At 64.4% G+C, this 22552-nt stretch carries 17 protein-coding genes; 15 read left to right on the forward strand and 2 right to left on the reverse strand.

Annotated elements, in window-relative coordinates; genetic code table 11:
- Positions 1-142: 142 nt before the first annotated feature.
- From IHE57_RS12925 to IHE57_RS12945, 5 genes are all read left to right on the forward strand, one after another.
- Entirely contained in the window at positions 143-784 is a 642-nt protein-coding gene (locus IHE57_RS12925; protein WP_209373603.1) for a thymidine kinase, read from the forward strand.
- Positions 785-839: 55 nt separating this feature from the next.
- Positions 840-1619: an alpha/beta fold hydrolase gene (locus tag IHE57_RS12930; RefSeq protein WP_209373605.1), complete on the forward strand. Its 780-nt coding sequence runs from the start codon at positions 840-842 to the stop codon at positions 1617-1619.
- Between the two features lie 158 nt (positions 1620-1777).
- On the forward strand, positions 1778-3379 hold the full coding sequence (locus IHE57_RS12935) for an SLC13 family permease (RefSeq protein WP_209373607.1): 1602 nt from the start codon (positions 1778-1780) through the stop codon (positions 3377-3379).
- Positions 3380-3407: 28 nt separating this feature from the next.
- A complete protein-coding gene (locus IHE57_RS12940) occupies positions 3408-4478 on the forward strand; it encodes an NADH:flavin oxidoreductase/NADH oxidase (RefSeq protein ID WP_209325033.1) in 1071 nt (356 codons plus the stop codon).
- A 73-nt stretch (positions 4479-4551) separates the two neighbouring features.
- Positions 4552-5205, forward strand: coding sequence for an MBL fold metallo-hydrolase (locus IHE57_RS12945; RefSeq protein ID WP_209373609.1), 654 nt, complete (start codon positions 4552-4554; stop codon positions 5203-5205).
- 4 nt (positions 5206-5209) lie between these two features.
- Here the strand turns inward: IHE57_RS12945 and IHE57_RS12950 are convergent, their stop codons facing one another.
- Positions 5210-5800: a hypothetical protein gene (locus IHE57_RS12950; protein WP_343071860.1), complete on the reverse strand. Its 591-nt coding sequence runs from the start codon at positions 5798-5800 to the stop codon at positions 5210-5212.
- Positions 5801-6058: 258 nt separating this feature from the next.
- On the opposite strand from IHE57_RS12950, the gene IHE57_RS12955 reads away from it, so the two are divergent.
- The 7 genes from IHE57_RS12955 to IHE57_RS12985 all read left to right on the forward strand — a co-directional run bounded on the left by IHE57_RS12955 (position 6059) and on the right by IHE57_RS12985 (position 17877).
- Entirely contained in the window at positions 6059-7864 is a 1806-nt protein-coding gene (locus IHE57_RS12955; protein ID WP_209325035.1) for an ABC transporter family substrate-binding protein, read from the forward strand.
- Positions 7865-7967: 103 nt separating this feature from the next.
- Entirely contained in the window at positions 7968-9512 is a 1545-nt protein-coding gene (locus tag IHE57_RS12960; protein ID WP_209373611.1) for an ABC transporter permease, read from the forward strand.
- The gene (locus tag IHE57_RS12965) at positions 9509-10540 is read left to right on the forward strand and encodes an ABC transporter permease (RefSeq protein WP_209325037.1); all 1032 of its coding nucleotides are present in this window, start codon (positions 9509-9511) and stop codon (positions 10538-10540) included. Before IHE57_RS12960 ends, IHE57_RS12965 begins: the two co-directional genes overlap by 4 nt.
- Positions 10540-12483, forward strand: a complete 1944-nt coding sequence (locus IHE57_RS12970) for an ABC transporter ATP-binding protein (protein ID WP_209373613.1) — start codon at positions 10540-10542, stop codon at positions 12481-12483. Before IHE57_RS12965 ends, IHE57_RS12970 begins: the two co-directional genes overlap by 1 nt.
- 314 nt (positions 12484-12797) lie before the next feature.
- Entirely contained in the window at positions 12798-14708 is a 1911-nt protein-coding gene (gene typA / locus IHE57_RS12975; protein WP_209325039.1) for a translational GTPase TypA, read from the forward strand.
- 37 nt (positions 14709-14745) lie between these two features.
- The gene (locus tag IHE57_RS12980; protein ID WP_209373615.1) at positions 14746-16068 is read left to right on the forward strand and encodes a PIG-L family deacetylase; all 1323 of its coding nucleotides are present in this window, start codon (positions 14746-14748) and stop codon (positions 16066-16068) included.
- A 51-nt stretch (positions 16069-16119) separates the two neighbouring features.
- Entirely contained in the window at positions 16120-17877 is a 1758-nt protein-coding gene (locus IHE57_RS12985; RefSeq protein WP_209373622.1) for a VanW family protein, read from the forward strand.
- 72 nt (positions 17878-17949) lie between these two features.
- Here the strand turns inward: IHE57_RS12985 and IHE57_RS12990 are convergent, their stop codons facing one another.
- Entirely contained in the window at positions 17950-19035 is a 1086-nt protein-coding gene (locus IHE57_RS12990; RefSeq protein WP_209373624.1) for a GNAT family N-acetyltransferase, read from the reverse strand.
- 190 nt (positions 19036-19225) lie between these two features.
- On the opposite strand from IHE57_RS12990, the gene fdxA reads away from it, so the two are divergent.
- The 3 genes from fdxA to IHE57_RS13005 all read left to right on the forward strand — a co-directional run bounded on the left by fdxA (position 19226) and on the right by IHE57_RS13005 (position 22216).
- Positions 19226-19552, forward strand: coding sequence for a ferredoxin (gene fdxA, locus IHE57_RS12995; RefSeq protein ID WP_209325043.1), 327 nt, complete (start codon positions 19226-19228; stop codon positions 19550-19552).
- A gap of 11 nt (positions 19553-19563) precedes the next feature.
- Positions 19564-20685 carry a succinyldiaminopimelate transaminase gene (dapC, locus tag IHE57_RS13000; RefSeq protein WP_209373626.1) on the forward strand — a complete coding sequence of 374 codons (1122 nt, stop codon included), beginning with the start codon at positions 19564-19566 and terminating at the stop codon, positions 20683-20685.
- 247 nt (positions 20686-20932) lie between these two features.
- Positions 20933-22216 (forward strand): citrate synthase, encoded by a 1284-nt coding sequence (locus IHE57_RS13005; RefSeq protein WP_209325045.1) that lies wholly within the window; start codon positions 20933-20935, stop codon positions 22214-22216.
- Positions 22217-22552 lie beyond the last annotated feature (336 nt).

Below are 22552 nucleotides of genomic sequence, written 5' to 3' on the forward strand. Positions count from 1 at the left end.
TCGGTAGTCCGAGTGGGCCGATGATGGTGCTCACATCCCTGCCCATGAGCGACCGACCTGGCGGGCCCCGGGCCGACCGCGGGCGAGCGGTCGTTCGGCGGTAGTCTTCTGTGTCGGCACGGACAACAGAAAGAGGACGACAGTGGCCAAGCTCTACTTCCGGTACGGTGCGATGAACTCAGGCAAGTCGACCGCTCTGCTGCAGGCCGCCTTCAACTACGAGGAGCGCGGTCAGCGTGTGCTGCTGGCCAAGCCGGTGGTCGATACGAAGGGTGCCTCCGAGATCGTATCGCGACTGGGAGTGACCCGGGAGGTCGACTTCCTCATCCCCGAACACGGGGATGTCGAGACGATCTACGCCGAACACGCCGACTACGTCGATCACGACGCGCTGCTCGAATCGATCGACGCTCCGAAGACTCCGGTCGCCTGCCTGCTCATCGATGAGGCTCAGTTCCTCACCCCGGTTCAAGTGGATTCGCTCATGCGCATCGCCACGAACTCCTCGGTGCCGGTCATGTGCTACGGGATCCGCACGGACTTCCGGACCAAGGCGTTCCCCGGTTCGGCACGCCTGCTGGAGATCGCCCACACCCTCGAAGAGCTCAAGACGATCTGCCGCTGCGGTCGCAAGGCCATGTTCAACGGCCGACTCGTCGACGGACAATTCATCTTCGCCGGCGATCAGGTCGCCATCGACGGCAATGCCGTGACCTATGAGTCGCTGTGCCCACGCTGTTATCTCGAGTACTCCGGCGGTAGGCTGACCACGCAAGACTCCTGACCGCACCGACATCGGATCCCCCGTCGAACCCCACTTTCTTCTCAAGGAGCCTCAGATGCGCATCGCCCTCCGCGCCTTCAACGACAATCCCGGTTCTCCCGTCCTCGTCTTCGGCAATGCGCTGGGAACGAGGATGCCGCTGTGGTCGGCGGTGGCCGGCCGACTGACCGATGATTTCCAGATCTTCATCTCCGACCTGCCCGGGCACACCCTGCCGGCAGACGAAACGCTGAGCGAGGCGACCGAACCGTTCACGATCGCAGACCTGGCATCCGGCCTCGTCGAGTCGCTGGCCGCGGTCGGCGTGGACTCCTTCACCTACTGCGGCGTCTCGATCTCCGGTGCGATCGGGCTGACTCTCGCTCTCAACCACCCCGAAGCGCTGACCGGGCTCATCGCCTGCGCGACCGGCGAGAAGCTCGGCACCGAACAGACATGGGATGACCGGATCGCCGAGGTCCGCGCCGACGGCACTCGCGGACTCGTCGACGACACGGCCGACCGCTGGTTCGCCGCCGGATTCCTCGGCGAGGACATCGCCGCCGGGCCTCTCGTCCTCGCCGACCTCGCCCTGGTCGACGATGAAGCGTACATCGCGGCCGCCACCGCCGCGAAGTCCTATGACCTCAGCGGTTCGCTGCAGGCCATCACCGTGCCGACCCTGTTCCTAGCCGGGGCCCAAGACCCTGGCTTCTCACCGGAGGCGATGTCATCCTTGGCCGATCAGGTCGACGGGTCGCGACTCGTCTCCGTCCCCGATTCCGCCCACCTGCCGATGGTCGAACACCCGGACCTCGTCGTCGACCACATCCACAGTTTCTGCAGCGGCCTCTGAGCACGGCTGGTCGTGGCCGGCCCAGGGAACACCTCTGATCTCTTTGCGGCAGGCTGCAGGGCTTCTGCCGCCGGCGGCAGAGATCGCACGATCGACTGCGCGGCCCCTGCAGTAGGCTGGGTGGAAACACAGGCGAATCTGCTCGATGAGGAGTGAGAATGTCCCCACATCCGACGTCCCCTGACGGTGCCTCGACCGAGATCGATATGCGCTCCCCGGGCGAACGAGCGCCCGGAGTCATGCGCAGCACGCTGCGGATCCGCTGGACCGGCTTCCTGCTCGGACTGATCTTCTCGACTCTCATCTACGCGGTCATGCCCGCCGAGGTCGGCCATCCGGCGAAGCTGACCGCGGCGGTCGCGGTCCTCATGGCGGCATGGTGGATGACCGAGGCGCTGCCGATCGCGGCGACCTCCCTGGTTCCGCTCGTCGCCTTCCCGGTGCTGGGAACCGATGTGGAGATGGAAGCGGTCGGCGCCTCCTACGGCAATCCGATCATCTTCCTGTTCCTCGGCGGCTTCCTCATCGCCCTGTCCATGCAGCGCTGGAACCTGCACCGGCGGATCGCGCTGGTGACGCTGAGCATCATGGGGGACCGACCCGGTCCGATGATCGCGGGCTTCATGATCGCCACCGGCTTCATCTCGATGTGGGTCTCGAACACCGCCACCGCGGTGATGATGCTGCCGATCGGCGTTTCGGTGCTCATGATCGTCTCGAAGGTCGTCGGGTCCGCTCTCACCGACGGAACCGACGAGGCCGATGTCGGGGGCGAAGGCGAGTCGAGCGCCGACGACACCGGTCTCGGAGCTGTGGTGAAGTCCAACTTCGGCACCGCACTCATGCTCGGCATCGCCTATTCGGCCTCCATCGGCTCACTCGGCACCATCATCGGCACCCCGCCGAACCTCTTCCTCGTCGGCTACCTCAAGGACAACCACGACATCTCGATCGGCTTCGGCCAGTGGATGCTCGTGGGCGTGCCTCTGTCGATCGTGATGATGGCCATCGCCTGGTTCCTGCTCGTCAAGGTGCTGTTCAAACCCGAGATCGACAGGATTCCGGGCGGGCGCGAACTCATCCGCGACGAGCTGCACAAGCTCGGTCCCATGTCGATGGGCGAAAAGCTCGTGCTGGCCATGTTCGTCCTCGCCGCGGCGAGCTGGATCTCTCTGCCGCTGATCTTCGACGAACCGCCGATCACCGATGAGGGGGTCGCCATGGTCGTCGGCCTCCTCCTCTTCCTCATCCCGGGAGGAGCCAATCGCGGTGTCCGTCTGCTCGACTGGGAGACTGCGGAGAAGCTGCCGTGGGGAGTGCTGCTCCTCTTCGGCGGCGGTCTCGCGCTCTCGGCGCAGTTCTCCTCCTCAGGGCTGACCGAGTGGATCGGGAAGACGACGAGCGGCCTCGGCGTTCTGCCCACGGTGTTCGTCGTCGCCATCTTCGCCGCGATCATCCTCTTCCTCACCGAGCTGACCTCGAACACCGCGACCGCGGCGACATTCGTTCCCGTCGTCGGGGGAGTGGCGATGGGCCTCGAACTCGATCCGCTGCTGCTGACGATCCCCGTCGCTCTGGCCGCGACATGCGCGTTCATGCTGCCTGTGGCCACCCCGCCCAATGCCGTGGCATTCGGCTCCGGCTATGTCACCGTGGCGCAGATGGTCAAGGGCGGACTGTGGCTCAACGTCATCGGCATCGTGCTGATCACCCTCACGGTGTATCTGCTCGCTGTTCCGGTATTCGGGATCGCTGTCTGAGCACGCAGCGAACTGGCAGAATTGAGCCATGACTCAGCTCTTCGAACCGCTCACCCTGCGCGGGACCGAGATCCCCAATCGGATCTGGCTCGCACCGATGTGCCAGTACTCCTGCGAGGCCGAGGACGGCATGCCCGGTCCCTGGCACCTCGTCCATCTCGGCGCACGTGCGCAGGGAGGGTTCGGTCTCATCCTCACCGAGGCCTCCGCCGTCACCCCCGAAGGACGCATCTCCCCGCAGGACGCCGGCATCTGGAACGACGAGCAGGCCGAATCCTGGTCGGCCGTCGTCGACTTCGTCCACTCCCAGGGCAGCGTCATCGGCGTCCAACTTGCGCACGCGGGTCGCAAGGCGAGCACCTATCGGCCCTTCGCCGGCGAGCCCAAGGGCAGCGTTCCCGAATCGGACGGAGGCTGGCCGACTGCCGGCGCAAGCGCCATCGCCTATCCGAAGCTCGCCGAACCGGTGGAGATGACGACAGACGACATCGCCGAGGTGGTCGACGCCTTCGCGTCCGCGGCCGCGCGGGCGATCGACGCCGGGTTCGACCTCGTCGAGCTCCACGCCGCACACGGCTATCTGCTCCACTCCTTCCTGTCGCCTCTGTCGAACCAGCGCAGCGACCGCTACGGGGGCGATCTGGCCGGGCGTTCCCGCCTGCTGAACGAGGTGTACGCGGCTGTGCGTGCAGAAGTCGGTGAGGAGGTTCCGGTCTTCGTCCGCATCTCGGCCAGCGAATGGCACGAAGGCGGCTTCGACATCGCCGAGGCGGCCGAGGTCTGCCGGGACCTGTCCGAAGCCGGAGTCGACCTCATCGACGTCTCCTCCGGAGGCAACTATCCGGTGCGCGTTCCCATCGGTCCCGGCTACCAGGTGTCCCTGGCGGCAGCGATCCGCGCCGAGGGCGTGGCGACCGGTACCGTCGGGCTGATCACCGACCCGAAGCAGGCCGAGACCATTCTGAGCACCGGCCAGGCCGATGCGATCTTCATGGCCCGTGCCGCGCTGCGCGAACCCTCCTGGCCGCAGCGGGCCGCCCACGTCCTCGGCGTCGAACCCGCCCCCTATCCTCCGCAGTACACGCGCGGAGCCTGGTGACCGAACCCTGATCCCTGCGGAGAGCCCGCAGCCGACGCACAGAACAGTCCACAGCGTGAAGAGGAGTACGGAAATGAACATGATCGAGACCGAGCACGTGGCCATCCGTTCGATCGCAGTCTCCGAGATGGAGAACAACGTCTACCTGCTCACGGCCAAGGAGACCGGGTCGCAGGTGCTCATCGACGCTGCCGATGATGCTGAGGCGATCACAGAGCTCGTGGCCTCCGGGACTGAAGACACCGAGGCGGAGACCACGCTGAGGGCGATCATCACCACCCACCGGCATTGGGATCACATTCGGGCGCTGCCGGCCGTCTCGGCGCAGCATCCGGCGGCGATGACCATCGCTGGGGTCGACGATGCCACAGCCATCACCGAGGCCGAAGGCGTGGAGATCGCGCACACCGTCGACCACCTCGACGTCGGCGATTTCGGCGGGTTCGTCCTCCAGGCGATCGCTCTGCGCGGGCACACACCCGGCTCGATCGCACTGCTGCTGAGCGACGGGGGGCGGACGATCCTGTTCTCCGGCGACTCTCTGTTCCCGGGCGGACCGGGCAAGACGTGGTCGAAGGCGGATTTCACCTCGCTCATGGATGACCTCGAAGAGCGGGTATTCGGCCAGCTGCCCGACGACACCCTCGTGCTTCCCGGCCACGGGGACTCGACCACGGTGGGGCAGGAGCGTCCGAACCTGGGGGAGTGGCGCGCACGCGGCTGGTGAGGTCTCAGCTCGGCAGAGCCGCGAAGCCGAGCACCGCCCAGGCGATGGCGAGGAGACCGACGGCAATGACGCCGAGGTTCCAGATGGTTTCGATCCTCCGCTTCCCGCCGGGATTCGCCAGTTCCTCATCGCTGAGTCCGGCATAGCGGTCGAGCACGGTGCCGACGGCCGGGTTCGGATTCTCGACCAGGCGGCGGATGTCGTGCTCGTCCCTCTCCCATTTCTTGCCCCTGCCGGCCAGCGGCCAGGAGGAGAACTTCTTCTCGTGGGTGCGCACAGTGAGGCCGAAGTGCGTCTCGAAGCCATCGATGAGGTTCCACGGAATGGTCACCGTCTGCAGCGGGTTGACGAGCACGAGCTCGCTGCGGTGCAGCTCCACGCGCGGGAATCGGTAGAGCACGAAGACCAAGGTCGCGACGGCCAGCGGGATCCCTGCGGCGGCGAGTCCGCGCAGGGAGAAGTCGCCGATGAGAATCGAGATGACGCCGATGGAGCAGAGGCCGGCGACGACGAAGAACAGAGCTGTGGAGCTCGTCGTTCGCACGATCGTCGACTGAAGACTTGCTGAATTGCGATCCATCTCACTGTTAGCCACCTGGCCATCCTATCCACTGAGACTGGACAAAACTTGTCCGTTCCCTTGATCTCGAAACAGTAACGATTCGGTTTTTTGCTCAATATGTGGACTCGGTCACAGTCGCGAGTGAATTAACTTTGAGGCAACCCATGTGAAAAACATGAACGCGATCACGTCCGATCGGAATGTGCCGACGGGGCAACCGTGATCGGAATGCATCCCGGTCTTGGGGTGCACGTACGAGGGTGACTCGCCCTAAGACAACAAGGAGAGAACGTGAACAAGCGCTTCCTCGCGGCCGGCGCCTCAGTGGCCGCAGCCGCAATGGTGCTCACCGCATGCACACCCCCTGGCGGCGGCGATGACAATGACGCATCGAAGGATACGAACCTCAACATCGGTTGGAACGAATCCTTCCGCTCGATGAACACTCTGACTGCGAACGGCAATGCGACCTCGAACGCCATTCTCACCTACCTGATGAACGACAACTTCGGGTACTACAACGACGACCTCGAGGTCACCGACGGCAACCTTGGCAAGGTCGAGAGAGTCTCGGAGGACCCGCTCAAGGTCAAATACTCCTTCAATGACGATGCAAAGTGGTCGGACGGGACCCCTGTCGATGCCGCGGACCTGGCGCTCACCTGGGCCGGAATGTCATCGAACTTCAATACCGTCGAAAGCAACTCCGACGACGAGGGCAACGTCAAGAAGAACGACGAGGACACGGTCTACTTCGACTCGTCGACGATCGGCGCCTCGCTCATCAAGGATTTCCCTGAGATTTCCGACGACGGCAAGGAACTCACGTTCGAGTACACGAAGCCCTATTCCGATTGGGCCGATGAGTTCGGCATCGGCGCTGACGGCGTCGGCGTGCCCGCGCACATCGTGGCGAAGAAGGCCTTGGGAATCGATGACGCCGAAAAAGGCAAACAGGCGATCCTCGACGCGATCAAGGACAAGGACACGAAGAAGCTGTCGAAGATCTCGAACGTGTGGAACACCGGCTTCGATTTCACTTCGATGCCCGAGGACGAGGACCTGCTGGTCCACAGCGGTCCGTACAAGATGACGAAGTTCGAAGAGGGACAGTACGTGACCCTCGAACTCGATGACAACTACAGCGGCCCGACGAAACCGAAGATCAACACCATCACTGTGCGCTACAACGGCGACCCGATGGCCATGGTCCAGGCCGTGGAGAACGGCGAAGTGGACCTCACTCAGCCTCAGGCGACATCCGATGTGCTTTCTGCGGCCGAGGACCTTGACGGAGTCAAGGTCGACACCGGCGACGATGCGACTTATGAGCATGTCGATTTCACCTTCGACAACAAGGGGCCGTTCGATCCCGCAGCCAATGGCGGCGACGAGGACAAAGCGAGGAAGGTTCGCCAGGCCTTCCTCAAGACAGTTCCGCGTCAGGACATCGTCGACAAGATCATCAAACCGCTGAACCCCGACGCCAAGACCAGGGACTCGTTCAACCAGGTGCCCGGCTCACCGATGTACGACGCCATCGTCAAGGGCAACGGAATGGAGGAGCTCAAGGAAGTCGATGTCGATGGCGCGAAGAAGCTGCTCAAGGAAGCAGGCGTCGACAGCCCGACGGTTCGTGTCATGTATGACAACACGAACTCGCGTCGTCAGCAGGAGTTCCAGCTGATCAAGGAATCGGCTGAGAAGGCCGGCTTCGAGATCAAGGACGTCGGAGACGTCAACTGGGGCACCCGCCTCGGCGACGGCACTTACGACGTTGCGCTCTTCGGCTGGCAGTCCGAGGGCACCGGCATCACGGAGTCCGATGCGAACTACCGCACCGGTGCTCAGAACAACTACGGCGGCTACTCGAGCAAGAAGACCGACAAGATCCTCGACAAGATCCTTGTGGCGCCCGAGGAAGACCAGGAGAAGCTGTCAACGCAGCTGGAGAAGCAGCTCACCGATGATGCGTTCGGTGCGCCGCTGTTCCAGTTCCCATCGCTGCTCATCTACAACGAGAAGCTCAAGAACGCTTCGACGATCACGGTGTCGCCGACACTGATGTGGAACTACTGGGAGTGGGAAGTCAACTGATCCGCGTCCGACGCGGTCGGTTCCTCTCCACCCTTGCTGCTGTGGGGATCACTGTGTGGTCCCCACAGCGGCGTTTTCGGAAGATTGAAACGGACACCACATCATGATCAGATTCATTCTGCGACGATTGCTGTCGACGGCCCTCGTGCTCCTCGTCGTCACCTTCGTCCTCTACCTGCTGCTCAACGTCGCCCTGGACTTCTTCTGGGACCTGCGTTCGAGCACCTCCCCGAACATCGAGGCCCTCTACGAATCACGTCGGCGTCTGCTCGACCTCGACACTCCCGCTGTCATCAGGTACTTCAAGTGGCTCGCGGGAGTCGGCGGCTGCGCCATCGGCCAATGTGACTTCGGCATCGCCTGGAAGTCCGGGCAGGAGGTCACCGACCAGCTGCAGGGTGCGATCGTCAATACGATCAAACTCATCACCGCCTCGACGATCGTCGCCATCATTCTCGGCATCGCGGTCGGTATGATCTCGGCGATCCGCCAGTACTCGGGCTTCGACTACTTCATCACCTTCGTCTCGTTCCTCCTCTACTCGCTGCCCGTGTTCTGGGTGGCAGTGCTGCTCAAGCAGTACGGTGCGATCGACATCAACAACTTCATCAATGACCCGACGTTTGATTCCTGGTGGCCGATCATCATCGTCTGTGCGGCGATGGGCCTGTTCTGGATGGGAGCGCTGGGCGGCAATGGGAAACGGCGAGTCATCACGTTCTCAGCCGCTACGCTCATCACCTTCGCGACGATCTATTACATCCTGGCCAGCAGCTGGCTGCAGCATCCGAGCATCGGCGTCGTCGGCGTCATCATCATCGGGCTCGGCGCGGCCGTCGTCATGACCTATCTGTCAACGGGTCTGAAGAATCGCCGGGTCCTCTATGCCTCTCTGACCACCGCGGCCATCGGTGCCCTGCTGTTCATGCCGCTGCAGTATCTCTTCTACTACGTTGAGATGAACTGGCTGTGGATGACAGGGCTTCTCATCGTCGCCATCGCAGTCGCGATCGGCGTCGGGCTGGCGTTCCGCGGGCCCGACCCATGGGACACGGCACGCACCACGAGCTTCACGGCGATCATCGTGGCCTTCCTCATCTTCGCCGATCGCGTGCTGCAGGGCTGGCAGGATTACTCGAACGACCCGGCCATCAACAATCGCCCGATCGCGACGATCGGCGCCTCGGCACCGAACATCGACGGCGATTTCTGGATCACCAACCTCGACTCGTTCACTCATCTGCTGCTGCCGTCGATCGCGCTGATCCTCATCTCCTTCGCCTCCTACACCCGCTATACGCGCGGTTCGATGCTCGAGGTCATGGGCCAGGACTACATCCGCACGGCACGAGCCAAGGGGCTGAACGAACGCACGGTGATCATGCGTCACGCTCTGCGCAATGCGCTGCTGCCGCTGGCGTCGGTCGTGCCCGTCGACATCATCACGATGATCGGCGGTGCTGTGATCACGGAGACGATCTTCGGCTGGAACGGTATGGGCAAACTCTTCATCGATTCGATGAGGCAGGCCGAGCTCGACCCGGTCATGGCGTACATCTTGATCACGGGTCTGCTCTCCATCATCGCCAACCTGGTCGCGGACTTCCTCTACGCCGTCCTCGACCCGAGAATCCGAGTGAACGCATGAGTACCAACAACGACAATCAGAACGCTCTCGCTCTCGACGAAGTTCGGGACAATGCGATCGAGTCGAAGGAAACCGAAGGACTGTCGCAGGGCAAGATCGTCCTGCGCAAGTTCCTCCGTCACAAAGGCGCGATGATCAGCATCATCGTCCTCGTCCTGGTGGCGGTCTTCGCCTTCAGCGCACAGGGCATCGCCGGTCTGCCCGGCTGGTGGAAGTACAGTCACACCGCCTCAGGGCAGGTGCTCAACCCCGGAGGCGCCCCGACCTGGTCGTTCTCGAACCTCTTCTCGCTGGGTGAACACCCCTTCGGGCAGGACGAGATCGGCCGTGACAACTTCGCGCGAGTGATGAAGGGGACGCAGATCTCCATCATCGTCATGTTCATCATCGGCGCCGTCTGCCTGATCATCGGCACGACCGTCGGGGCTCTGGCCGGGTACTACCGCGGCTGGATCGATTCGGTGCTGATGCGCATCACCGACGGCTTCATCATCCTGCCGGTCATCGTCGTCGGCTCGATCCTCGGTGTCCTCGTCGGCGGGTCCAGCGGACCGATGCTCGGCCTGGCGCTCGGCTGCATCCTCTGGACTGGCCTGGCGCGCCTCGTCCGCGGTGACTTCATGTCTCTGCGCGAACGCGAATTCGTCGACTCGGCGCGTGTGGCCGGTGCGAGCGACTTCAGGATCATGTTCAAGCACATGCTGCCCAATGCCATGGGCGTCATCATCGTCAACACCACGCTGATCATGAGTCAGGCGATCGTGCTCGAGGCCTCTCTGAGCTATCTGGGCTTCGGCATTCAGCCTCCCGGCATCTCATTGGGACAGCTCATCAGCGAATACCAGACGTCCTTCGCCACCCGTCCGTGGCTGTTCTGGTGGCCGGGCCTGTTCATCATCATCATCGCTCTGTGCGTGAACTTCATCGGTGACGGTCTGCGCGACGCGTTCGACCCGAGGATGAAGACGATCCCGAGCTGGAGGAAGATGAAGAAGGCCGAACGCATGGCGCAGAAAGGGGCGAAGTGATGACTGAAAAGACACGCAGCGATTCGCAACCCGGCAAGGGATCCCCGATCCTCGAAGTCAAGGACCTCGGGGTGAAGTTCTGGGTCAGCGACGAATGGTGGACGGCCGCTGAACACCTCGACTACACGGTCAACGCCGGCGAGGTGCTGGCGATCGTCGGCGAGTCCGGATCCGGAAAGTCGCAGTCGAGCATGTCGCTGCTCGGTCTGCTTCCGAGCAATGGTCGGGCCACGGGCTCGGCCGTGCTCAACGGCACGGAACTCATCGGCATGCCTCCGGAGAGGATGCAGGGCGTTCGCGGCAACGACATCTCGGTGATCTTCCAGGAGCCGATGACCGCGCTGAACCCCGTCTACACCGCTGGCTACCAGATCGTGGAGACCTTGCGTGTCCACCTCGACATCGGACCGAGTGAGGCGAAGGAGCGTGCACTCGAGCTCATGCGCCTCGTCGAGATCCCGGACCCGGAGGATCGGTTCCACTCGTTCCCGCACCAGCTCTCGGGCGGTCAGCGTCAGCGCATCATGATCGCGCAGGCCTTGGCCTGCCAGCCGAAGCTGCTCATCGCCGACGAGCCCACCACGGCCCTCGACGTCACGGTCCAGGCCGAGATCCTCAAGCTCATGCGTGAGCTCAAGTCGAAGCTCGACGCGGGGATCATCCTCATCACCCACGACATGGGCGTGGTGGCGGACATGGCCGACCGCATCATCGTCATGCGTGCCGGCCAGGTGGTCGAGACCGGCACTGCAGAGGAGATCTTCTACCGTCCGCAGCATCCCTATACGAGGCAGCTGCTCGACGCGGTGCCCCACCTCGGCGCCGGGACCGAAGGTGAGGTCTTCGGCTCCAGCCTCGACGACGTCGAGTCCTCGTCCTTCCGACATGCGGAGGAGGGCGAGGTCGATCCGCATCACGACGGTTCTCGCGATTCGCTGGGCACCAAGCACGCGGGTTCCGCGACCGTGGCGGAGGGAGGTGCCAACCGCACCGATGACCTCGACGCCGAATCCCGTGAGCTCGCCGAGGCGGGGCAGCCGGACCATCACATCGAGATGGACTCGACGGAGACCTTCTACCACCCCGGTTCGCAGGCGGACTTCTCGAAGCCTTCGGCCCTGCAGCTGCGCGATGCCGCGATCGAGTATCCGGCTTCCGGGCGGAAGAAGGCCTTCCGGGCCGCCCACCACATCAATCTGATGATCGCACCCGGCGAAGTCGTCGGGCTGGTCGGGGAGTCCGGCTCGGGCAAGACGACGATCGGTCGCGCCGCTCTCGGTCTGCTGCCGACGGTCGAGGGCGACATGGTCGTCAACGGCACGAGCATCAAGGGTCTGAGCAACAAGCAGATGCGTCCGCTGCGCAAGGAAGTCGGCATCGTGTTCCAGGATCCCGGTTCCTCGCTCAACCCGCGTCTGCCGGTGGGCGAATCAATCGGAGAACCGCTCTATCTCCATGAGGGGATGAAGGGACCGGAGCTGAGCAGGAAGGTCGAGGAGCTGCTGACAGCGGTCGAGCTTCCGACGTCGATGCGCAACCGGTACCCGCATGAGCTCTCCGGCGGTCAGCGCCAGCGCATCGGCATCGCCCGGGCGCTGACGCTGCGGCCGAAGCTGCTCATTGCCGACGAGCCGACCTCGGCGCTCGACGTGTCGGTGCAGGCCAAGGTCCTCGACCTGTTCGAGGGGCTGCAGAAGGAGTACGGTTTCGCGTGCCTGTTCATCAGCCATGACCTGGCGGTGGTCGAGCGGATCGCCGAGCGCATCGCCGTCATGCGCCACGGCTACCTCGTCGAGATCGGCAAGAGCTCGCAGGTCGTGAGCAATCCCGTCCATCCGTACACGCAGCGTCTGCTCTCGGCGGTTCCGGTTCCCGATCCCACGGAGCAGCGCAAGCGTCGAGAGGCCAGGGACGCGGTCCTCGAGGCGACCACGAACGCCTGACCCGGCGGATCGGCACGCAGAGGCCGGCTGCCCGCCGCGGCGTGCGGGGAGCCGCTCGCCCGCCGCCGAATGTGGTCACGGAACCGAGGCGAATCGCCCGAATGGGGCTTTTGGCCTCGGTTCCGTGACCACATTTCAGTTTCAGCCCGCTCGCGTCCAGCTTTCCGGGGCCGGTCGGGCTCCGCTTCCGCAGCCGGTCGGGCTCCGTTTCCGGGGCCGGCTGGGCACCGGCTGTCACCGCGTGTGTGCCGGTGGCCGTATAATTGTCTGTTGGGTCCGGGCTGGACCGATCTCTCTATCTCAAAAGGTTCTTGATGACTGAAGCCATCACACGACGGGACAACCGCCGCAATGTAGCAATCGTCGCACACGTCGACCACGGTAAGACCACCTTGGTCGACGCCATGCTCCGGCAGACCGGTGTGTTCAGCGAGCACGGCGACTTCGCCGAGCGCGTCATGGATTCCGGTGACCTCGAGCGTGAGAAGGGCATCACCATTCTCGCGAAGAACACCTCGGTGCTCTACAACGGCCCCTCGGCCGGCGAGGATCCCATCGTCATCAATGTCATCGACACCCCCGGCCACGCCGACTTCGGCGGAGAGGTCGAACGCGGCCTGTCCATGGTCGACGGCGTCGTCCTCCTCGTCGACGCCTCCGAAGGCCCGCTGCCGCAGACGCGCTTCGTCCTGCGCAAGGCGCTGGCCGCGAAGCTGCCGGTCATCCTCGTGATCAACAAGACCGATCGTGCCGATGCCCGCATCGACGGAGTCGTCGAGGAAGCACAGGACCTCCTCCTGGGCCTGGCCTCCGATCTCGCCGATGAGGTCCCCGACCTCGATGTCGATGCCGTGCTCGACGTGCCCGTGGTCTACGCCGCCGCGAAGGCAGGTGCCGCCTCCCTCGAACAGCCCGCCGACGGAGAGGTTCCGGCCAACCCCGATCTCGAGCCGCTGTTCAAGACCATCCTTGAGACGATCCCGGCCCCGGAGATCAATGAGGACGGAATCCTGCAGGCCCATGTGACCAACCTCGACGCCTCGCCGTTCCTCGGCCGACTGGCGCTGCTGCGGATCTTCGGCGGGACGCTGAAGAAGGGCCAGCAGGTGGCCTGGGCCCGCGGCGATGAGATCAGCTCGGTGAAGATCACCGAGCTGCTCGAGACCCAGGGACTCGATCGTGTGCCCGCCACCCAGGCCTCGGCCGGCGACATCGTCGCGGTGGCCGGCATCCCGGACATTATGATCGGTGACACCCTCACCGACATCGACAACCCGAAGCCGATGCCGGCGATCGTCATCGACGATCCTGCGATCTCCATGACGGTCGGCATCAACACCTCGCCGCTGGCAGGGCGTGAGAAGGGCACGAAGGTCACCGCCCGCATGGTCAAGGATCGCCTCGATCAGGAGCTTGTCGGCAATGTCTCGCTCAAGGTCGTCCCGACCGAACGTCCCGATGCCTGGGAAGTCCAGGGACGCGGAGAGCTGGCGCTGGCCATCCTCGTGGAGCAGATGCGCCGCGAGGGCTTCGAACTCACCGTCGGCAAGCCCCAGGTCGTGACCCGGCAGATCGACGGCAAGCTGCACGAGCCCTTCGAAGAGCTCACGGTCGACGTTCCTGAGGACTACCTCGGCGCGGTCACCCAGCTCCTGGCCGCCCGCAAGGGCGTGATGTCGACCATGACGAACCACGGCACCGGCTGGGTGCGCATGGAGTTCAAGGTCCCCGCCCGCGGTCTCATCGGCTTCCGCACACGGTTCCTGACCGAAACCCGCGGCACCGGAATTGCGAACACGATCTCGGCCGGATACGGGCCGTGGGCCGGCAACATCGAGTTCCGCATCAACGGTTCGCTCGTAGCCGACCGCGCCGGAGCCGTGACCCCGTACGCGATGATCAACCTGCAGGATCGCGGCACCTTCTTCGTCGAACCGACCTCCGAGGTCTACGAGGGCCAGATCGTGGGCGAGAATTCGCGCGCCGACGATATGGACGTCAACATCACGAAGGAGAAGAAGCTGACGAACATGCGTTCGGCGTCGGCCGACAGCTTCGAGAACCTCACCCCGCCGCGCAAGCTCACCCTCGAGGAGAGCCTCGAGTTCGCGCGCGAGGACGAGTGCGTCGAGGTCACCCCGGGAGCGATCCGCATCCGCAAGGTCGAACTCGACCAGAAGGAGCGCGCGAAGCTCTACGCCAAGCTGCGCCGACAGAACGCCTGAACCAGCACCACCGATGACCTCGAGTACCCAGGATCCCATGACAGTCACGCCACGCGTCCTCTTCGTGCACGCTCATCCCGACGATGAGACGATCACGACGGGAGGCACGATCGCCGCACTGGTCTCCGAAGGGGCCGAGGTCATGGTGCTCACGGCCACCCGAGGAGAGGGCGGCGAGGTCATCCCCGCCGAACTCGGACACCTCGAGGGCGACCGCGCGGGACTGGCCCGGGTGCGGGAGCAGGAGATCGCCGAGGCGATGCGCGCCCTGGGCGTGCGCATGCACACCTTCCTCGGCGGCACCACGCGCACCTTCGAGGACTCGGGCATGGAATGGGGGCCCGACGGCCACGCCCGTCCCGCCTCGACCATGCCCGACGACGCTCTGTGCGCGGCCGAGGTGACCACCGTTGCCCGGCACATCGCCGCGGTCATCGACGCGCTGCAGCCGCATGCGGTGATCACCTACGCCGCGAACGGCGGGTACGGTCATCCTGATCACGTGCGGGTGCACGAAGCCACAGTCGCCGCGATCGACCTGGCCGAGTGGCGCACCGGCCGGCTGCTCTTCGTCGACACTCCCGCCGAGGCGGCCCGTGCGGCCTTCGACCCCGAGCAGCCCGGGTTCGCCGCGACCGGCTTCGCCGCTGCCCAGACGATTCCCGCGAAACCGCCGGTCGGACGGATCATCATCGGCCAGGACATCTCCTCGGTGCTCGCGGCCAAACGCGCGGCGCTCGAAGCGCATCGGACCCAGGTGAGCGTCTCCGACGGATTCTTCGCGCTGTCGAACGGCGTCGGTCAGCGGATCGGGGATCGGGAATACTATTCCATCGGCGCCGGAGCCGAAGTCCCGGCGGAGGAACTGCGTGACGGACTCGCTCCCCACGTCCTCACCGGGCTCGACATCGCTGCGGTGGAAGCGCAGGAGAACGCGGCGGGCCCAGCACCGCTGAGGCGTCGCCGCGAACCGAAGAAGCCCGGCCTCTTCGCCTATCTGCATGCCTCAGTCCTGGCTGTGCTCATCGCGTTCCTCGGAGCCATGCAGCACCTCAATGCCTGGGTCGTCCACCCCGGAGGCAACCCGCTGATCCTGCCGTGGGGAGTGGTCCTGTCGCTGCTGCTGGCGGCCAGCGGACTGTGGCATCTGAAGACCATGTACCGCAGCAGCTCGCCGATGCTGCTCGCTGCGGTCATCATCGCCGTGCTGTCCTATGTGCTCGGTCAGCCGAACTGGCTGCCGGGCGCGGACATGGTCGTCACCGGCACCCTGCGTTCGGTGGCCTGGCTGCTGGGACCGATGCTCCTGGCGGCTGTCTTCGCCTTCATCGATGTGCGCGGGCGCGAACGGACTCGCTAGACTCGTCCGAACAGAGACGAACCTGTCGTTTTCGACATCCTCGGGAGGAAGATGACGCCCCAGACCCCAGCCGACGGAACCTCGGGCCCTGTTGGGCCCCGCTCCTCGGTCGAGGGTGCCCGGACGAAGCGGATCTGGCCCCTCTTCCTCATCGTCGTCATCGTCCTGGCCGCGCTCTATATCGTGGTCGGGTTCCTCAGCGGACGCGTGCTGACGCCGGGGACGACCGTGGCCGGAATCGACATCGGAGGCAAGAGCGCCACCGCTGCTGAGAACACTCTTCGCAATGATCTGCATGACGAAGCGAACAGGGACATCGTCCTGCAGGCAGGAGAACCGACGGCGAAGCTCGATCCCGCCGATGCCGGCATCACCTTCGACGCCGAGGCGACGGTCGACCGGGTCACCGGCTTCAGTCTCGATCCCACCGTGATCTGGAACCGCCTGTTCGGCGACAGCGAGGTCGCCCCCGTCATCGACGTCGACGAGAAGAAGTTCGACAAGGCCACCTCGAAGGTCACCGAATCGCTGGCCGTCGAGCCCAAGAACGCGGAGCTCGGCTTCGAGAAGACCACCCCGAAGGTCAAGGACGGTGCCGTCGGGCAGACGGTCGAGGCTGATCAGGTGCGCACAGCGATCGACGAGAACTGGCTGCGCACGAAGGACGCACTGCCCGTCCAGCCGACGCAGGTCGATCCCGACATCACCACTGCAGAGGCAGAGGACATGGCCACCGGGTTCGCCGAGGACGCGGTGAGCAAAGACCTGAAGATCGCAGCCGAACCGGGCAAGGATGCGGACTCGAACGTCAAAGGCGGTGACCTGAATGTGTCGCCCGCGATCATCGCGAAGACGCTGACCTTCGATGCGAAGGACTCGAAGCTGGTGCCGGTCTTCGACCAGGAGGCACTGCAGAAATCGGTTCTGGACGCGAACAAGGACATCGGCAGACCCGCCGAGGACGCGAGTTTCACGATCAAGCACGGAAAGCCTCAGGTCGTGCCCTCCAAGAAGGGCATCGGAATCAAGGCCAAGGAACTGACCACGGCCGTCTCCGATGCGATCAAGGGAAAGAACGACACCCCGGAGGTGACCCTGGCCTCCGTCGAACCCGACTTCACGACGGAGGATGCGAAGAAGGCCGATGTGTCGAAGGTGGTCTCCGAGTTCTCCACCGGCTACAGCTCCAAGCCCAATCGCGACAACAACCTCCGAGTGGCCTCGAAGAAGGTCTCAGGGACCGTGCTGCAGCCGGGCGAGCAGTTCTCCCTCAACGAGACCCTCGGCCAGCGCACAGCGGCCAACGGGTACAAGCCGGCGGGTGTGATCTCCGACGGACAGATGAAGGAAGACTTCGGCGGGGGTGTCTCGCAGGTGTCGACGACGCTGTTCAACGCCGCCTTCTTCGCCGGTTTCGACCTCGATGAGCACCAGGCCCATTCGCGCTACATCTCCCGCTACCCGGAAGGCCGGGAGACGACGCTGGACTGGTCCTCCATCGACCTGAAGTTCACGAACAACTCGAAGACTCCGGTCGTGCTCGATATGTATCTCAAAGGCGGAGAGGTCCACGCCAGAGTCTTCGGCGTGAAGAAGTACGACGTCTCGGCCGATGCCTCGGACCGGTTCAACCACACCTCACCGGGATCGCTCACCGAAAGCGGCACTTCCTGCACCCCGCAGGCACCCAAGGGCGGATGGTCGATCCGAATCACGCGGACGATGAAGGACATCGAATCGGGTCGGACCACGAAGGACGGGTTCACCACGGTGTACCGACCGGTGAACAAGGTCGAGTGCAAGGGCTGAGCACGATCGTACGCAGGGGCTGAGCTCGGCCTTCGGGCTGCAGGGGCCGAGCCTTGCTCTCCAGGGCCGGGATCAGGCGCGCTCGGCGTACCAGGAACGGTGGCGCACGGCAGCGCCGAGTGAGCCGAACAGGTTCAGCGAGGCCTCATTGCTCGCTTCGATGTCGACGAGGTAGGACCTCACTCCGCGCTGTGCCAGGAGAGCCGCCGCGGCACGGGCGACCGACCGTCCGGCACCTCGACGACGCAGATCGGGACGGGTCACGAGGTTGGTGATGACGCCCCATTTGCTGCGTTCGACCACCCGGGCCGCGGAGACCATGGACCGCGATCCGTCGGGGTGCTGGGCGTATGCGGTGACGAATTCGCAGGGCTGGTCGGCCGTGATGAGAGAGCGGAAGGCCTCTGCCGCGCCGGACGCGTCCCCGGGGCTGCGCTGACTCGTCCACGCAGCGAAATGCTCCGGTGTCGGCGCATCGGCGACGTCGATGGCCAGTCCCGGGGCGGCCGCCTCGGCGGGGGCCGAAGCACCGGCGGCCGCCTCGGCGGTGGCGCCGGTCAGCAGGAGGACTGCCTCGGAGGGGGAGTAGCCGCGTGCCGAGAGCAGGGGTGCCAGTCCCTCGCATTCGGGTGCCAACGTGGACGAATCGTCGGCCGAATAGATCTGGATCCGGCTCGGCTTCTCCCGCGTGCGGTACCACTCTTCGACGGCGTCGAGGCTCTGTTCCCACCCCAGTCCGGAATCGGTCACGGGCAGGCAGCTGTTGGCTCGGCGCGTGGCGGAGTCCGAACTGCGCAGCAGCCATCCCTTCTGGAGCAGGCTGAGGTCGGCGGCGGACTCAGTGCCCTCATTGCGCAGGTTCTCCACGTGCAGCCACGACACGTCCTGCGGAAGCCAGGCGGCGGCCGAGATGCGACGGAGATCGACAGCGGAGACGATCTCATGGGTGCGCCCCGAGCGGGTCGGTGCCGGCGGCACCTCGTGGACGAGCAGGATCTGGGGGCGCGAGATGCGCAGCGGCCCGCGCTTCGTGTCGATCTCGACCCCCGCCTCGTCGACGGTGGTGACGACGCCGAGCGCATCGGAGGTCGAATGGGAGTCCTCGGGGTCGAGCGAATACCGTACGACCACTCGTCTGCCGGGCTGCAGCTCGTCCACTTCTCGCCTTCCTCCGTCGAATCCGTGCCCTCCCACCCTAAGACACGGAGGCGGCCGCCTGGAGCAGGCGTGACGGTCGAGGGCAGATGCAATGCGAATCACCTGAGAACGATGGGCGTGGAATACGGCCGAAGGCGTATTGTGGGATGTGTATGCGCATCATCTGTGAAGCTTGCGAGGAGTCAGTCCTGTGACGTACATCATTGCTCAGCCCTGTGTCGATCTCAAGGACAAGGCCTGCATCGACGAATGCCCGGTCGACTGCATCTACGAGGGCGAACGCAGTCTCTACATCCACCCGGACGAATGCGTCGACTGCGGAGCCTGTGAGCCGGTGTGCCCGGTCGAAGCGATCTTCTACGAAGACGATGTGCCGGAGGAGTGGGAAGAGTACTACAAGGCCAACGTCGAATTCTTCGACGACCTCGGTTCCCCGGGTGGAGCCGCGAAACTCGGGAACACGCACAAGGACCATGCGATCATCGCTGCCCTTCCGCCCCAGAGTCACGACCTCTGAGCTTCTGAGCCATGACGACTTCCTTCGGACTCGACCTGCCCGACTACCCCTGGGACCGGCTCACTGACTTCCGTCGCCGCGCGGCCGAACATCCCGACGACGTGTGTGACCTGTCGATCGGCACCCCGGTCGACCCGACGCCCGAGGTGATTCGGCGCGCCCTGGCCGCCGCCGGAGACGCACACGGCTATCCCACGACGGCGGGCACCTCGGAACTGCGCGAGGCCATCGCCGGATGGTATGCGACATGGCATTCGGTCGCACTCGACCCCGCCACCGAGATCCTGCCGACTGTGGGTTCGAAAGAGCTCGTGGCCTGGCTGCCGACACTGCTGGGCCTGCGGCAGAGGGGACTGGCAGTGGCCTGTCCGTCGGCCGCCTACCCGACTTATGAGATGGGGGCGATGATCGCCGGAGTCGAATGCCGGCGCCTCGATGCCGCCGAGGTCGCTGCGGGAGCGTCACTCGAGGGCATCGGGCTCCTGTGGATCAACACACCGGGAAACCCGACAGGGGAGGTGCTCGACGCCGATATCCTCGCCGAGGTGGCCCGCCGTGCCCGTGCCGCCGGAGTCGTGCTCGCCTCCGACGAGTGCTACGGACTGCTCAATTGGGAGTCCGATGAGCCTGCGCCGAGCGTGCTCTCCGTCGTCGGGGAGACCCGCACACGTGTGCTCAGCGTCTACTCGATGTCGAAGCAGTCGAATCTCGCAGGCTACCGCGCCGCCTTCGTCGCCGGAGATGCGGACCTCATCGCCGACCTGACCCGTTCCCGCAAGCACGCGGGAATGATCGTGCCCTACCCGATCCAGGCGGCGATGGTTGCGGGACTCGGCGACACCGAGCACGTCCGCGTGCAGAAGGAGATCTACCGATCGCGGAGGAACCTGCTCCGAGCGGGACTAGAGGACTTCGGATTCCGCATCGATCATTCGACCGCGGGCCTCTACCTGTGGGCCACGGCGGACAAGAACTGCTGGGATTCGCTCGGCGACCTCGCCGAGCTGGGCATCGTCGCGGGGCCGGGAGAATTCTACGGCGCGGCAGCCAGCGACCACGTGCGCATCGCCCTGACTGCCACCGACGAACGCATCGCAGCCGCCGCAAAGCGACTCCATGAGGCGGCGGCGTGAGATTCGCCGTCTGTCCCGGTCTGACGGACCGGGGCGAGGGAGCTGCGGTCTCCGAGGGTTTGCCAAGGTTGCGCAAAGACTGCATTCAGGACAGAAAAGTTCGTGTTTGACCAGGTCAAATGTATTACCGGTGAGTAGAAGCGGGGTGCAGCGATTTTCTCATTCCCACAGTTATCGGTAGTCTTTGAACGAACTGTGCAAGACACCTCAGGAAGTTCTTGAGGTACGTCAACGGTGAGGAGATCGAATGACTTCGGAGGCGAACCTCAAGATCGCTGACACGGAGCTGACACTGCCCGAGGTGTCGGCGTCGGCGGGCAACAACGGATACCGTATCGGCTCTCTGCTGAAAGAGACCGGGTCGGTCACATATGATCCAGGGTTCGCCAACACCGCATCCACGTCTTCGGCCATCACCTTCATCGACGGCGACGAGGGCGTTCTGCAGTACCGCGGCTATCCGATCGAACAGCTCGCCGAGCAGTCGAACTTCGTCGAAGTCTGCTACCTCCTCATCTACGGCGAGCTGCCGACTCAGGAACAGTTCGATGCCTTCGATGCCCGACTGCGCGGACACACGATCGTGCATGAGGATCTGCGCCGCTTCTTCCGTGCCTTCCCCTACGATGCACATCCGATGCCTATGGTGGCAGCGGCGGTCGCGGCTTTGTCGACGTTCTACCAAGATGACCTCGATGTCTTTGACGAAGGTCAGATCGACACCTCCTCGTTCCGACTGCTCGCGAAGATGCCGACCATCGCTGCTCTGGCACACCGGAAGAACATGGGTCTGCCGGTCATCCATCCGGACAACTCGCTGAGCCTGGTCGAGAACTTCCTGCGTGTGAACTTCGGAGTCCCCGCCGAGGAATACGAGCCGGATCCGCTCGCCGTGAAGGCCATGGATCAGCTGTTCATCCTCCACGCCGATCACGAGCAGAACTGCTCGACCTCGACAGTGCGACTGGTCGGTTCGTCCCAGGCCAACGTCTTCCAGTCGATCTCTGCCGGTGTCAACGCCCTGGCCGGGCCCCTGCACGGTGGCGCGAACTCCGCAGTGCTGGAGATGCTGCAGCAGATCGCGGCCTCCGACGACGGACCGAAGAAGTTCATGGAACGCGTGAAGAACAAGGAGGACGGAGTCCGCCTGATGGGCTTCGGCCACCGCGTGTACAAGAACTACGATCCGCGCGCGAAGATCATCAAGAAGACTGCAGACGAGGTCCTCGCTCGTTCCGGCGGTGACCCGCTGCTCGAACTGGCACAGCAGCTCGAAGAGATCGCGCTGGCCGACGACTACTTCGTTGAGCGCAAGCTCTATCCGAACGTCGACTTCTACACGGGGCTCATCTACAAGGCGCTCGGATTCCCGACGAATATGTTCACCGTGCTCTTCGCCGTCGGCCGCCTGCCCGGTTGGATCGCGCAGTGGCGCGAGATGATCAAGGATCCCGAGACGAAGATCGGTCGTCCGCGCCAGATCTACACGGGTGCCTATTCCCGCAACTACACGGACATCAACGACCGCTGAGCACCCGCGCGCTCACGGCTGCTAAGCCCCCGGGCGGCAGAGACACCTGAGCACCCGGGCGCCAGGAACGCCTGAGCCCTTGCGGTCCGTGCTGACGGCGTCGGAGCAGAATCCTCTGCCCGGCGCCGTTGCGCATTTCCGGCTTGATGCATCGCACAGAACTCCACGCATCCCACATCGTTGCTCTGGTACAGAGCTGCACGCATCCCTCACCGTTGCTCTCGCACAGCACTCCCGGCGCTACAGCCCACCCCAGGTGACACAGCCCCGTACCGCCGCCGAAGGACACCTCGAGCGGCGAATCACCCTGCAGGAAAGGGGCGTTGAGCGGCTGAC

The sequence above is a fragment of the Brevibacterium renqingii genome (assembly GCF_017808105.1).
In the GTDB taxonomy this organism is placed as follows: Bacteria; Actinomycetota; Actinomycetes; order Actinomycetales; family Brevibacteriaceae; genus Brevibacterium; species Brevibacterium renqingii.

Bases quoted from the DNA above. Each gene is read 5' to 3' on its own strand.
- IHE57_RS12930 (WP_209373605.1), top strand. From the start codon at position 840: ATGCGCATCGCCCTCCGCGCCTTCAACGACAATCCCGGTTCTCCCGTC.
- IHE57_RS12935 (WP_209373607.1), top strand. From the start codon at position 1,778: ATGTCCCCACATCCGACGTCCCCTGACGGTGCCTCGACCGAGATCGAT.
- IHE57_RS12940 (WP_209325033.1), top strand. From the start codon at position 3,408: ATGACTCAGCTCTTCGAACCGCTCACCCTGCGCGGGACCGAGATCCCC.
- IHE57_RS12945 (WP_209373609.1), top strand. From the start codon at position 4,552: ATGAACATGATCGAGACCGAGCACGTGGCCATCCGTTCGATCGCAGTC.
- IHE57_RS12960 (WP_209373611.1), top strand. From the start codon at position 7,968: ATGATCAGATTCATTCTGCGACGATTGCTGTCGACGGCCCTCGTGCTC.
- IHE57_RS12965 (WP_209325037.1), top strand. From the start codon at position 9,509: ATGAGTACCAACAACGACAATCAGAACGCTCTCGCTCTCGACGAAGTT.
- IHE57_RS12970 (WP_209373613.1), top strand. From the start codon at position 10,540: ATGACTGAAAAGACACGCAGCGATTCGCAACCCGGCAAGGGATCCCCG.
- typA (WP_209325039.1), top strand. From the start codon at position 12,798: ATGACTGAAGCCATCACACGACGGGACAACCGCCGCAATGTAGCAATC.
- IHE57_RS12980 (WP_209373615.1), top strand. From the start codon at position 14,746: ATGACAGTCACGCCACGCGTCCTCTTCGTGCACGCTCATCCCGACGAT.
- IHE57_RS12985 (WP_209373622.1), top strand. From the start codon at position 16,120: ATGACGCCCCAGACCCCAGCCGACGGAACCTCGGGCCCTGTTGGGCCC.
- dapC (WP_209373626.1), top strand. From the start codon at position 19,564: ATGACGACTTCCTTCGGACTCGACCTGCCCGACTACCCCTGGGACCGG.
- IHE57_RS13005 (WP_209325045.1), top strand. From the start codon at position 20,933: ATGACTTCGGAGGCGAACCTCAAGATCGCTGACACGGAGCTGACACTG.